Annotated in this window: 13 protein-coding genes; 4 read left to right on the forward strand and 9 right to left on the reverse strand. The window is 31.7% G+C overall.

All coding sequences use genetic code 11. The annotated features are described in order from the left end of the window. Window positions 1-2: 2 nt before the first annotated feature. Window positions 3-860 (reverse strand): sugar phosphate isomerase/epimerase family protein, encoded by an 858-nt coding sequence (locus BLR17_RS13870; protein ID WP_066326031.1) that lies wholly within the window; start codon window positions 858-860, stop codon window positions 3-5. A gap of 77 nt (window positions 861-937) precedes the next feature. Then, entirely contained in the window at window positions 938-2,305 is a 1,368-nt protein-coding gene (locus BLR17_RS13875; RefSeq protein WP_245683143.1) for a carbohydrate porin, read from the reverse strand. A 356-nt stretch (window positions 2,306-2,661) separates the two neighbouring features. Between BLR17_RS13875 and BLR17_RS13880 the strand changes: the two genes are divergently transcribed. Then, window positions 2,662-3,414 carry an NUDIX hydrolase gene (locus BLR17_RS13880; protein ID WP_066326034.1) on the forward strand — a complete coding sequence of 251 codons (753 nt, stop codon included), beginning with the start codon at window positions 2,662-2,664 and terminating at the stop codon, window positions 3,412-3,414. Between the two features lie 244 nt (window positions 3,415-3,658). Here the strand turns inward: BLR17_RS13880 and BLR17_RS13885 are convergent, their stop codons facing one another. The 7 genes from BLR17_RS13885 to BLR17_RS13915 form a co-directional block, all read right to left on the reverse strand. Then, entirely contained in the window at window positions 3,659-4,291 is a 633-nt protein-coding gene (locus BLR17_RS13885; protein ID WP_317039654.1) for an RDD family protein, read from the reverse strand. A gap of 145 nt (window positions 4,292-4,436) precedes the next feature. Next, window positions 4,437-4,808 (reverse strand): hypothetical protein, encoded by a 372-nt coding sequence (locus BLR17_RS13890; protein ID WP_066326038.1) that lies wholly within the window; start codon window positions 4,806-4,808, stop codon window positions 4,437-4,439. Between the two features lie 199 nt (window positions 4,809-5,007). Beyond that, the gene (locus tag BLR17_RS13895; RefSeq protein WP_066326041.1) at window positions 5,008-5,907 is read right to left on the reverse strand and encodes a hypothetical protein; all 900 of its coding nucleotides are present in this window, start codon (window positions 5,905-5,907) and stop codon (window positions 5,008-5,010) included. A gap of 143 nt (window positions 5,908-6,050) precedes the next feature. Then, window positions 6,051-7,331, reverse strand: a complete 1,281-nt coding sequence (locus tag BLR17_RS13900; protein WP_066326043.1) for an NAD(P)/FAD-dependent oxidoreductase — start codon at window positions 7,329-7,331, stop codon at window positions 6,051-6,053. Between the two features lie 61 nt (window positions 7,332-7,392). Then, window positions 7,393-8,733, reverse strand: a complete 1,341-nt coding sequence (locus BLR17_RS13905) for a DEAD/DEAH box helicase (RefSeq protein WP_066326045.1) — start codon at window positions 8,731-8,733, stop codon at window positions 7,393-7,395. Window positions 8,734-8,749: 16 nt separating this feature from the next. After that, window positions 8,750-10,300: a DEAD/DEAH box helicase gene (locus BLR17_RS13910; protein WP_066326047.1), complete on the reverse strand. Its 1,551-nt coding sequence runs from the start codon at window positions 10,298-10,300 to the stop codon at window positions 8,750-8,752. Window positions 10,301-10,404: 104 nt separating this feature from the next. Beyond that, window positions 10,405-10,923, reverse strand: a complete 519-nt coding sequence (locus BLR17_RS13915; protein WP_066326049.1) for a DUF6155 family protein — start codon at window positions 10,921-10,923, stop codon at window positions 10,405-10,407. Window positions 10,924-11,028: 105 nt separating this feature from the next. Here BLR17_RS13915 and BLR17_RS13920 point away from each other — a divergent pair, with 105 nt between their 5' ends. From BLR17_RS13920 to BLR17_RS13930, 3 genes are all read left to right on the forward strand, one after another. Further along, window positions 11,029-11,325 (forward strand): DUF3817 domain-containing protein, encoded by a 297-nt coding sequence (locus BLR17_RS13920; RefSeq protein WP_066326051.1) that lies wholly within the window; start codon window positions 11,029-11,031, stop codon window positions 11,323-11,325. 177 nt (window positions 11,326-11,502) lie between these two features. Next, window positions 11,503-11,907, forward strand: coding sequence for a glyoxalase (locus BLR17_RS13925; RefSeq protein WP_066326053.1), 405 nt, complete (start codon window positions 11,503-11,505; stop codon window positions 11,905-11,907). A gap of 378 nt (window positions 11,908-12,285) precedes the next feature. Next, complete coding sequence (locus tag BLR17_RS13930) at window positions 12,286-12,999, forward strand: alpha/beta hydrolase-fold protein (RefSeq protein WP_066326055.1); 714 nt, start codon at window positions 12,286-12,288, stop codon at window positions 12,997-12,999. Window positions 13,000-13,005 lie beyond the last annotated feature (6 nt).

Raw genomic sequence — 13,005 nt, forward strand, 5'->3', positions numbered from 1 at the left:
AATTATTTGTGTGAGTTGTTATAGTGTTTGTTTACCATTGCTTTTATAAATTTCAGACTGCCTTTCGCAAGATCTTCCGAATTGTATTTGGAAGACCTCCACAGTGAAGTAGGTCCAATTAATTCCTTAATTTCAGAAGAAAAATTCTCCAATACCAATGGTTCCTGGTAATTGATTTCGGCCAGAGCTTTAAATAAATTATCCCAATGTACATTGCCTTCTCCTGTCATTCCTCTGTCTGATTCTGTGATATGAAGGTGTTTTAAATTCTTTCCGGCACGAATAATCGGATTATAAAAATTCTTTTCTTCAATATTCATATGGAAAGTATCCAAATGCAATCCTAAATTTTTAGCTGGGATACAATTAATTAAATCCAAAACTTCATCGGTACTTGTAAATACATAGCTTTCATATCGGTTGATAGGTTCTATAGCGATTGTGATATTTTGTTTTGACGCATAAGTAGACACTTCCGAAAACACCTGTTGAAGAATTAATTTTTCATCATTCGAACAAGGTTTTCCTGTAAATGTCCCAATAGCCGAATGCAGTACACCTCCTAAAAAATCGCCATCCATTTCGGCTACTTTGTCAAGCGCTTTTTTTATAATTTCAGTTGCATTTTCAGGATAAAAAGGAATATGACAATCAGCAGGCAAATTAAGCGTACAACGCGCTGAAATTCCTGCTGCATCCAGTTGCTTTTTTGTCAATTTTGAATCAAAATCTAGTGAAGCAGGTAAAATAATTTCCAGCATATCAAAACCATATTCAGCAGTTTTTTTTATGGCATATTGTCCTGCATCAGGAGTCCAGCCAGGAATAAATGATAAAATGGATGTTCCAAAAATCGGCATAACTATTTAAATTTTTATTTTAAAAATGATTTTAAGTAATGTCAGGTAAGTATTTGCAAATTAGACAGAAATAATTTTTAAAAAAGCCACCATTCTGTTTTTACTCCAACATAAGTTCCCCAACGTTTTTGATTGATTTGTAAAAAAGGAGAATAATTATGATTACGTGCATAATCGTTGTATCGAGCTACAGTTCCAACTAAACGAATATGAGGGCGGCTCCAGGGATCTCTTTTTCCCAGCGGAACAAGTGTAGGGGCTAATGAAAATTTCCACATGCCGGCTTCGGGATTATCACCGTCTTTTCTAACAGCATAATGTATTTCCTGAATTAAGTGAAACCAATTGGTCAAATAAAAAAAGTTACGCAGACCCACTACAAAATCCGTTTTTCGATTGTAGAATTGTTTCCCATTAAAATATTCATCAGTATTAGTGCTTGTCGAACCTCCTTTACTTTTAGTAAAAACTCCGTAACCATTGATGCTAAACTTGTTTGAAAGATTCAGTAAAAAATGTTCCACAATTGTAAATGAATAAGCATTAGTATATTTTCCGTTGTCATCTGGTGCGCCATAAGTAGCCCAAGTAAACGTATTACCGTTATCTCCACCATTGGCAATTCCCGAACCATAACGAGCTGATATTTGGTTAAACGAACCCGGTTTTACTGTTTTAAACGGACTATTGTATTTGATTCCGGCAACCCAGCCGTTATCGGAAGGCAGATTTTTAGAAGCTGCTGCCGAAGTTTTGGAAACATAATGAAACTCTCCTAAAAGTTTGATGGTAGCATTATTTTGCAAATGAAAACTTTGTTCTCCAATCCAAACCATACGTTGTCGAATAGCCGGATTTGTTGCTCCTGCCACTGTAACCTGATAATTGTATGGATAAACTCCGGTAGAATCGGTTGAAGCTGGCATCAGCATTGTCAATTCGGTATTTTTATATTTTACTCCAAATCCCTGTGCCGAATGGTCGTCAAAATAAAAATAATCACTAATGTGGATATCATCATATCTGCGAAAACGAGAACCCGCCCAGGCTGACCATTTACTTCCCAAAATATTTGTAGCTTCAACAAAGGCTTCCGGCAAAATAAAAGTAAGTCCATTATTAGAACGGCTACTTGCATTACCTACAAACTGTCCATTAGCCGAATACATTCCTAATCGCACCTGAAAAGTCACATTGGTACTGTCTTTTCCAATTATTTTTGGTGTAAAATGAATTGCAGGTAATAAATCAACATAATCGTTTTGCTCCATACGTCCGCCTAACGAACCCTGACCTGATAAATTTAATGGTTTCCACATATTTCCTTCCCCATTTGGCGAAAGCCCAACTCCTATTCTACCGGTTGTTCCCAATGAAAAATTAGAATTGGTAATTACCACCTGTGCTTTTGTACTCATTGAAATACTGCAAAATAGAATTGCCAAAAAAACTTTTTTTAGGTTTTTAAGATGGTTTGGTTGATAATTTATTTTCATGGTTATTGGCAAATTTGCAAAACATTTTATTAAACGTCATTTTGACTATTGTTTTTCAAATGTATTATTTTATTTTTGTATTCAGCAAATAAAAATCAATATTTTTTTGTTTTTATCAATATTATAAAAGATATATTACACATTAATAATGTAAAATAGCTATAAAAATGAGCATACTGTAAAAGAAGAATATTTAACGTTTTATATACGTTTAATTTTTATTTTTAAAGAAAATCAAAAGAAGGAATATTAAAATTTAATCGTTAAATTTGTGACATAACAAAACCAACTTACCCAAAAAAACTATGAGTTTGATTCAAAATAGGAAAGTCGAAATAATTCCAAATATATCTGTTGACTGTGTAATTTTTGGATTTGACAACACTACAAAATCATTGAATGTATTGTTAATCGAACGTGTTTTAAAATTAGAAAACACCAAAGACGCTATTGTGAATGATTATGTTTTGAAAGGATTTCACACTTATGAAAATGAGACCATAGACGATACGGCTAACCGGGTTTTGAAAGAATTAACGGGTCTGGATAATTTATACAAAAAACAATTTAATGTTTTTGGAGATCCTAACCGTTTGAAGAATGAAAAAGATGTAATCTGGGCCGAAAGCGAACATTTCAGCGAAAGAACCATCACTATTGCTTATTATATTTTATTGCCAACGGATATCGTTCAATTAGAAAATCAATACAATCCGCAATGGTTTCCGGTAAATCAACTTCCGGAATTAGGATTTGACCATGAAAAAATTATCGCCGAAGCCTATGCCGATTTAAAAGAAGATGCTTTGTCTAAGCCTATTGTTTTTGAATTATTGGCTGATAAATTTACCATCAAGGATTTACAGGATGCTTACGAAGCGATTTTAGGAGTGGAAATTGACAACCGAAATTTCAGACGAAAATTAATTACCAAAAAATACATTATTGCTCTGGACGAAAAACAAACGGGCGTTTCTAAAAAACCGTCTCAGTTGTATATGTTTAGCAAAGATGTGTATCAAAAAATCTATAAAGAGAGTTATCTGATTAATATTTAAGCTGTTTTTATTCTCAGATCACAAGGATTTTTTACGGATTATTCCGTGCAAACTTGTCTATCTGATGAAGAAAGAATCTCTGTTATTTGAGCAACTAGATGGGATTGCTTCGTTCCTCGCAATGGTAAACTAAGTGATTTTCACTTTATGTAAAAAAGAACATTTTAGAGGCTTTACCCGAAATCTTGTCATTCCGAGGAACGAAGGAATCTCACTCAGTAATTCTACACTAACTAAAGTTTTTTTAATCTAATGTGTTATCATTTTTTTCAGAATACATTACTTCATTTATTTTGTCTATATAAACCTTTCTAACAATTACTGTTCCTGCAATAAAATCATGTACTGCTCTTTTTCTTTTATTAGTCAACAAAACAAAAAATTCACTGTAAATCCAAATATTGCTTGTCCATGCGTGTACCATAAAAGGAATTGCAGCAAGTGACATTAAATACTCTGTTTGTTTTAACCAACCCAAACTATTAAAAACTGTTTCATTAGCTTTTAACAGACTTATAATCATTACTATGACACTAAAAATAGTTAGTATAAATAAAACAGAATGTCTTAAAATTGCTTCTTTCCAGCCAATTGGTTTACCATTTATTTTTATAATTTTTATACCTGCAATTAATTTACCGGGAGTTCCTCCATATTTCTTTGGAAGATAGATATTATACCAAATCCCAATTAACAGATTAGGAATTATTGTGTAAAAATACATGTTTATTGAAAGTCCATTTAGATATAAGATTAAAAAAAGTACTGGTAACAGAATTATAGAATCCATTATCATTGAAGCAAATCTTGATGAAAATCCAGCATAAATATTATTGTCAATTCCCGGAATTGTAATTGGTGTTTGTTGGTTGTCTATTTAGTTTATTTTTTATGGTCAGTTATTTATTACCAAATATAACGACTTTATCTAAAGTAATCTATTTCTTGTTATGAAAAATATTTCCATAAAAAAACCGATACAGTCTTTGCATCGGTTTCTCTATTTTTATTTGAAAAAAGGTTTAGATTTTTTTCATGAGAAATTCTCCCAATCCAAGTTTCAATATTACTTCGGTTTCGGTTAACTTTAAAATTAAAAGATTGAATTTTTCTTTCTCTGAAGTAATCAAAGTAATCAATTTTGTTTTTTCATTAAACGACCATTTTCCGTTCATATTTTGTCCAAATGCAAAAGCATTAAATTCGCTATTATTTTTAAACTCAAAAGTCATTTTATTAATTATATCTGCTTTTAAGGTTTTTCTACCTAGATCATCAACTTCTTTATTTAAAGCTTTCTTAAAAATCCATTTTCCTTCTAAATTTACTGTGCTTTGAGCACTCAAAGTCATATTTATTATCAGAAAAAATAACATTATAATATTTTTTTTCATGCAATTTTAATTTTATTATTGATTGTTTTACGCATATAAAAATAACCCCTAAAGTTCCCATTATACAAGCGGTTTATGGTTTGACGTGCAATCTTGTCATTCTGATGAGATTCCGCAAAGTATTTAAATTAATTACTCATCTTTTGGGTACGGAAAGAATTTACGCGCTATTGGAGATTTTGTGCCATAAATAAATCTATTATTCTATTTTATGTACTTCAAAAATACTTTCTAAAATTTTTTGATATTTTGTGTATTTATATAGGTTTGATTCTTTTAAAATTGAACCAAGTAATAAATCATTTTTTTCTTTTTCAGATTTATTTTCTTTATTTAAGCAAAGTAAATGTGATAAAAGTGTCTCATAATATTTATCAAGATAATAACTTTTATAACTTTGAATACCTTTACCTTCAACTATCTCCATTTCAAAATCAGTAAAATAAAAATCTGTATATTGATAATATTTTTGGTCATTAAATTTTGGAAATTTTTTTATGTAATCGTAGGCTTTACTCGTATTTGCAGGTTTCACAATATTCATATATCCCCAAATCGTTTTAGAACAAAAATCCATACAAATTAAATACATAATTCCTTTTTCTGTTTCATCTTTAAAATTGTAATCATTCATTTTAAAGTTTGTTTTTGAAAGATCAAAAGGCTGATTTTTATTACCAACAGAAGTAAATAACATGTCATAGTAATTATCAATCAATTCATATACACTAAGATTTTTATTCAATAAGCTATCAATTAGTTTATTATTATCAATTTGATTTTCTTTCCTAATGTTAAAATTAATAGCTCTAATTATGTATAGCTGTTTTAAAATATCATTTTCTGGTCTTGATAGAAAAGATTGCGATAAAAGTTTATTTTTTGATGTAATAGCTTCAGCAATAAAATCTGATGTAGTTTTTAAATTTTCAGGAACGTTTGATTTTATTTCTTTTAATATTTCCTTTGTAGGCTCGTTACGAAACATAAAGTTCTTATAATCTTTAGCAAGTTCTATCATTTTTTGATTTTCACTAATTTGCCCAAATGATATAGAATGAAAGCAAATTGCCAAAAAAGTAAAAAATATATTTTTCATTAGATAGGTTTTATTACATTAATTTGATTCGAATTATTTTCAAATATACTTATTTTAAGTAATCTATTTCCTATTTTGAAATATAAATGCATAAAAAAACCGATACAGTCTTTGCATCGGTTTTTTTAATATCTGAAAAGTAATTATTTTGTACTATCTTCTGTTTTTACTTTTTTATCCGGTCTGATAATCATTCGCAATGAATTGTCTTTAGAGAAATAAGCAATCATCCAGTTGTAGAAAGTTTTTACTTTATTTCGGTAGGTAATCAATGAAATCAAGTGAATAAATAACCAAATCATCCAGGCAAAAGTGCCTTTGAAATGCATTTTTGGCTTTGGTAAATCCACCACAGCTTTTGCTTTTCCAATGATGGCCATTGAACCTTTATCCACATATTTAAACGGCACAAGTGCTTTTTTCTGAATTTCCAGTTTGATATTTTTAGCCAGATTAATTCCTTGTTGGATAGCCACCTGTGCTACCTGAGGATGTCCGTGAGGGAAAGCTTCATCATTAAATTGAATACAGGTATCACCAATAGCGTAAATATTAGCTGTACCTTCAATTTTATTAAAAGGGTCTGTTTTTAAACGTTTTCCACGACCATAACTCTCAGCAGGAATCCCTTTGAATTCACGTGCCGTAACTCCGGCTGCCCAAATTAAATTTTTTGTCTGAATGGTATCTCCGTTAGCAAAATGAACTGTATCATCAACATAATCAACCACATTGTTGTTCAATTTTACAATGACGCCTAAATCAGTAATGGCTTTATAAGTATCTTCCTGAGATTGTTTGCTCATTGGTGTCAACAAAGCCGGAGCTCCGTCAACCAGATAAATATTACTGGCCGTAGTTTCTAATTCAGGATATTCTTTTAAAAGGATGTTTTTACGCATTTCTGCAAACATTCCCGAAATTTCAACTCCTGTAGGGCCTCCTCCGGCAACTACAATAGTCAATAATTTTCGGCGTTTACGAATATCTTTAGTAATAGAAGCTTTTTCCAAATTTTTAAGCAAAGTGTTACGCATTACAATGGCATCATTCAGCGTTTTCATTGGAATGGCGTTCTTTTTTACGTTTTCCATACCAAAATAACTTGTCTCTGCTCCCGTTGCAAAAACCAATTTGTCGTATGATAACTCACCATTACTCAGGATTACTTTATTTTCAGCAGGTACTACTTCCAATAATTCTCCTAAACGAAATTGTAGGTTCTTTTTGCCTGCGAAAAATTTTCTAAAAGGGTAACTGATACTTGATGGCTCCAAATAAGCCGTTGCTACCTGATAAATAAGTGGTGGAAAAAAATTATAATTATTTTTATCAACCAGAGTCACGTGAACTCCATCCTGATTTAATAATTCTTTTGCCAGATTCATTCCTGCAAAACCGCCTCCGATTATTACGATTTCCATAATTTGTGACCATTTTTAGATTACACCTTCTGCTAGTTAGCAAAAGATGCTGAGTTTGTTTTTATTTTTTTTGTTTTAGTTTTTTTACTGGTTTTTCTATTGCCTGGTTTTTATTTTGCAATAAATGATGGGCTAGTATTTTTTCAATTAATTCATCCTTTGTCAAATGATGAAAAATGGTTTTGATTTTTGTTTTTAATTCGGTATCGACTTCGTGGTTGGGTTTTGTTTTAAAAATTTGTTTTGCCCAAAGTACCGTGTTGTTGTCTTCGATACTGGCAACCGAAGGTTTTGCAAATGGTTTGAATTGGATACCTAATTCCCTTTCAAAATCAGCAATTTCAATTTCTTCTTCAGCCTGTAAAACGGTTAATGACAATCCGTTCGCCCCTGCTCTTGCGGTTCTTCCGCTACGATGAACGTAATTTTCGTAAGTATCCGGCAAATGATAATTGACAACATAAGCAATTTCTTTTACGTCAATTCCTCTGGCAGCCAAATCAGTAGCCACTAATATATTAATATGTCCTTCGCGAAATTGCTCCATAATACGGTCACGAATTCCCTGAGTCAGACTTCCGTGCAATGCTCCCGACGAAAAACGGTTGATCGCCAGATTTTTAGCTAATTTATTGACTGCAGCTTTGGTTTTACAAAAAATAATTCCGCGTTGTCCTTCTCTTGAATTCAAAAAGTGCATCAATACATCCAGTTTTTCAATTGGATCTACTACAATGTACTGATGATCAATCTGCTGATTTCCTGAAGTTTCCATATTGGCACTTACTTGCACTACATTTTTATGCAAATAATTCTGAATCAGTTGCTTTATCGTTCCCGACATAGTCGCCGAAAATAGATAAGTACGGTGCTTTTTAGGTAGTTCGGCAACAATTTCGTCTAAACTTTCCTTTAGAATACTCACCATTTCGTCAGCTTCGTCCAACACTAAGAACTGGGTTTCGGCTAGACTTATGGCTTTTCGTTGCAATAAATCAATCAAACGTCCCGGAGTAGCCACCACAATATGTGTGGGATTACTTAATCGTTCAATTTGCGGTTTTATTGGGATTCCTCCGCAAGTTGCTGCAATTGAAACTTCCGGAAGATTTTGAGCAAAACTTTCTAAATTTTTAAAAACCTGATGTCCTAATTCTCTCGTAGGAACTAATATTACAGCCTGTACAACGGGTTTCGAGCTATCGATTAATTGCAAAATCGGTAAACCAAAAGCAGCTGTTTTTCCCGTACCTGTTTTAGCTAATCCTACCAAATCGGTTTGATTTGCTAAAAGCAATGGAATTGCCTGTTCCTGAATGGCTGTTGGGGCCACAAGATGCAATTCGTTCAGGGATTGTAATAGAGCTGTCGAAATTCCTAAATCGGAGAATTGTTTTGACATTTTTTTGTTTTTAGTATTAATCTTCGTCTTCGTCAGGTTCGTTCATGATTTTCTCACGATACTTCTTCCCTATCAACAAGGTTAATTTTTGTTTATAATCGTCTACTAGCCATTCACGGTAGTTTTTGCTACATTGGCTTAAGCATTTCGCATAACGCTTAATACGACATTCAATATCATCATCTAATTCCTTAGACAATAATTTAGCTTCCTGTAAAGTTTCGGTATTGTAAACACACATGGTAGCGTGTTGATCCAATGATTTATCAAGTACTACTTTAGAACGTAAATTTTGTTTGATAGCTAATTTATGTTCTTCATCAACATCAAAAGTCACATCTTCCGTTTTACTGAACTTAGCTCTTAACTCAGGAGGCATGGTGTATTTAAAATACATCTCAATTTCGGCATCATCACGTAAATTTTCCAGATAAAATTCAGGTGATTTGAAAATGTGCTGCCAGTTTACCGGTTCACTCCAAAGTCCAAAACGAGCGGCATTGTTACCTAAATCGATAACGGAAAATTCATCTTTCCCCGGTAATTTACGGGAACCACGACCAATCATTTGAAAATATAAAGTCAATGATTTTGTCGCACGGTTTAATATGATGGTTTCTACTGTTGGTTCGTCAAAACCGGTTGTCAAAATCCCTACCGAAGTAAGAATAGCATCTTTGGTGTGTTTGAACCAATGTAAAATTTCTTTTCTTTCTTCGTTACTGCTGGTGTTATCTAAATGGCGAATAGCATATCCTGCTTCTCTGAAAGTTTCATATACATACAATGATGTATTGATACCGTTATTGAAAATCAGTGTTTTTTTGCCCAATGATCTCTCAGTATACGCATGCAATAATTTTTCCTGCATCAAAGTATTCGTATACAAATCATCAGAAGATTTAACGGTATAATCTCCGTTGATACCTACTTTTAATGAAGTTAAACCTACATCATAGCTGTAAGTGGTAGCTTTGGCTAAAAAGCCTTTTTCAATTAATGAACCAATAGTATCTCCTACAATTAACTCATTATAACTTTGATTCATTGGCAATTTTATGTTAGAACTCAACGGCGTAGCGGTTACTCCTAATATAAAAGCATTGGCAAATGAATTTAATAATTTTCTAAATGAATTATAATGTGCCTCGTCAATAATAACCAAACCGATGTTATCCAATAACAATTTCTCGTCGTTGATTCGGTTTTTAAGGGTTTCTACCATGGCAACAAAGCAAGAATACTCGTGTTGATCCGGTAAATCTTTTACTTTGCTATTGATAATTTTATTTTTAACGCCAAAACCTTTTAACATCTTGGAAGTTTGTTTACACAACTCAATTCGGTGTGTTAAAACAACTACTTTTTTATCGTGTTTAGACAGGTAACGGCGAACAATTTCAGAGAATATTACTGTTTTTCCTCCTCCGGTAGGCAGCTGGTATAATAAGTGGTGTTTTTCAGGACCATTATCGATACGCTCAAAAATGGCATCGATATCACCCTGTTGGTAGGCATAAAGTTCTTTTTTTTCTTCCTTTTCTATTTCTATCGTACTTTCGAACATTTGTTTTTGTTGAATTTTTGCAAAAATACGTCTAAAAAACAGTTATCCTGTTATATTTAATTTAAATTATTAACTCAATTTGAAATAATTTGATTTACACCTTCTTATTCGTTAATTCGCTCTATAATTTTTAAAAAATCATTCTTATTTTTCCATTTTTGCTCGGTAATTTCCTCAAAAATCGCAGTTATTCTACTTTTAAATTCACTTAAAATACCGTTTGCAATTAAAAATTGAACTGCTTGTTCAAAAGAATTGAACATACTTTTATAAAAAGCATCTTGTTTAATAGGAGTTTCGGCCGAAAATGTTTGAGCTATTTCGATAGTGTACAACATCACATCGGCAATTACGAAGGAATCAACCCCTAATGTGATAAAATGTTTGATGTATTTTTGGGCAACAGAACGGCGCATTTTAGCCCTTTTAGTTTTTCCTGTTGGAAAATATTCGTTGGAGATTTTTAATTTAGCTTCTAACAACAATTTGTCTTCTTTTGGATTAAAAACAAAATCGTAATATTCTTTTACAGGGGAAAATTTATCGTATAGTTCCAACAACTGCTCCTGAAGTTGTTCTCTATCGAGTTCTCCTAAATATTTCTTTAAATCCCTTTTGCTCATTGTTAAAGTTTTATGATTGCAAATGTAAATTACTTTGGGTTTTTATTAACGGGAAAATCGATGATAATCATTATTTTTGGCACGTAAATATTTAAAATAATATCCATGCTTAAGATTTTTAAAATTACTGCTGTCCTTGAAGGAATATCTTTTTTAGTATTAATTGCTAACATGATTATTCTTAAATCAAATAACCCGGAACTTTATCACACAATTGTACGTCCTTTTGGATTAGGACATGGAGCTTTGTTTATTGGTTATATTGTATTGGCTTTTTTGTTGAAAAAAGAACAAAATTGGAGTCAAAAAGACTTAGGGATTATTCTAATTGCTTCTTTAATTCCATTTGGTACTTTTTATATAGAAAAGAAATACTGCAAAAGTTTGGTTTTATCAAAATAATAAGGACAAAACTATAATAATTAAGAACCGCTAATTCACCAATTAGCGGTTTTATTTTGTAACAATCTGATTTTTAAGTAGTATCTGTTTCTGGTTGTTAAATATTGAATCACAGTAGATATTTACTTTAAAATAAAACTTCTTCAAGTATTTTTTTGCTATATTTAAGAAAAAAAGATGAGCCAGAGAGATAGTTTTTTAAGCGAGTTTAGAGGTGCAGCTATCGGTAGCGTAAGCACCCAATCTTCAAGTGATGAAATTTTTCAGAATGAAGTTTTGAGACCCATATTAAAACTACAAAATGATTTATTCATTGCTTCTTTTCATAATTTCATAAATAAATACAAACGGGATTTCTATTCGCTGAGTGTCGAAAAAAAATTGACAATCATAGAAAACGCGATTCAAAAAGACATCAAGTTTAGAAATGCCTTAAAAGGAATGATTATTGCCCTGTTTACCGTTGATGAATATTCAATTTATATCAGGAACTCATCGAGTTTAAACAAACGCATGATGAACATGCTCATTGAAAGATTAAAAAACCAAGTACAATTATTTGATAAAAGTTTGGTTGAATAAACAGCTTTTTTTTAAATACAATTCCGCTGTAAATTTACTTAAAATCAATTTTGGGTTAATTAAAGAATCATACTGTTATTGTTTTGATTCTTTAATTAACCCAATCTTTTTATTGCTTTAACAGAAGAATTAGATGTTAACAAATTGGTTTAAAATAATCTGTTTTAAACCTTAAAAATCAGAAATGTATTCAGCAAAGATAAAGAGAGTATTATCTTTTGGTTAAAATTAAAAAACGCTATTCTATATATAGATTTGATGTCATTTATTTGGTTATGATTAATAAAAAACAGGAGTTATTAAAAGGGTATTAAAACGTGTTTTTTGCTAATTCAACAGAGAAATAAGAAACCAAAATAAATACTTAATCCAGAATATATGAATGAGCGTTATTATAAGTGGTATTCTCCTAATTTGAGTCGAAATACTGAGATGCTGGTTTTTGGACATTCGGGCTATCCTGTGATTTTATTCCCTACTTCTATGGGGATTTTTCATGAAAATAAAGACATGGGATTAATTGAGTCTGCAAGATGGTATATCGAACAAGGACTAATCCAAATTTATTGTCCTGACAGCATAGATAAAGACAGTTTTTATAACAAACGAATCCATCCTGAACACCGCATACAAAATCACGATTGTTATGATAAAATGTTGTGTCACGAAATCATTGAAAAAGTAAGACATAATACCCCAACTGCAAAAGTAGCTGTTGCTGGTTGCAGTTTTGGAGGTTATCATGCCAGTAATTTTGCTTTCAGGCATCCGGGATATGTAAGTCATTTGTTTTGTATGAGTGGTATTTTTAATATCAAAAGTTATTTGGACGGTTTCTACAATGACAACGTTTTTTATCATTGTCCTGAAGATTATTTACCGGGACTTCAGGATTATGAATTGCAGAATATGGATATTGCCCTTGGAACATCAAACTGGGATATTTGTTTTGATGCCAATTTAAAAATGAGCCATTTACTGAATCAAAAAAACATGAATCACTGGCTGGATATCCGTCAAAACAGGGAACACGACTGGCCGCTTTGGAAAGAGATGTTTCCTCATTATTTATCCCGAATAAAATTTGCATAAACTCAA

The organism is Flavobacterium glycines (assembly GCF_900100165.1).
Taxonomy (GTDB): domain Bacteria; phylum Bacteroidota; class Bacteroidia; order Flavobacteriales; family Flavobacteriaceae; genus Flavobacterium; species Flavobacterium glycines.

Bases quoted from the DNA above. Each gene is read 5' to 3' on its own strand.
- BLR17_RS13910 (WP_066326047.1), bottom strand. From the start codon at position 10,300: ATGTTCGAAAGTACGATAGAAATAGAAAAGGAAGAAAAAAAAGAACTT.
- BLR17_RS13900 (WP_066326043.1), bottom strand. From the start codon at position 7,331: ATGGAAATCGTAATAATCGGAGGCGGTTTTGCAGGAATGAATCTGGCA.
- BLR17_RS13920 (WP_066326051.1), top strand. From the start codon at position 11,029: ATGCTTAAGATTTTTAAAATTACTGCTGTCCTTGAAGGAATATCTTTT.
- BLR17_RS13890 (WP_066326038.1), bottom strand. From the start codon at position 4,808: ATGAAAAAAAATATTATAATGTTATTTTTTCTGATAATAAATATGACT.
- BLR17_RS13925 (WP_066326053.1), top strand. From the start codon at position 11,503: ATGAGCCAGAGAGATAGTTTTTTAAGCGAGTTTAGAGGTGCAGCTATC.
- BLR17_RS13880 (WP_066326034.1), top strand. From the start codon at position 2,662: ATGAGTTTGATTCAAAATAGGAAAGTCGAAATAATTCCAAATATATCT.
- BLR17_RS13870 (WP_066326031.1), bottom strand. From the start codon at position 860: ATGCCGATTTTTGGAACATCCATTTTATCATTTATTCCTGGCTGGACT.
- BLR17_RS13930 (WP_066326055.1), top strand. From the start codon at position 12,286: ATGAATGAGCGTTATTATAAGTGGTATTCTCCTAATTTGAGTCGAAAT.
- BLR17_RS13915 (WP_066326049.1), bottom strand. From the start codon at position 10,923: ATGAGCAAAAGGGATTTAAAGAAATATTTAGGAGAACTCGATAGAGAA.
- BLR17_RS13905 (WP_066326045.1), bottom strand. From the start codon at position 8,733: ATGTCAAAACAATTCTCCGATTTAGGAATTTCGACAGCTCTATTACAA.
- BLR17_RS13895 (WP_066326041.1), bottom strand. From the start codon at position 5,907: ATGAAAAATATATTTTTTACTTTTTTGGCAATTTGCTTTCATTCTATA.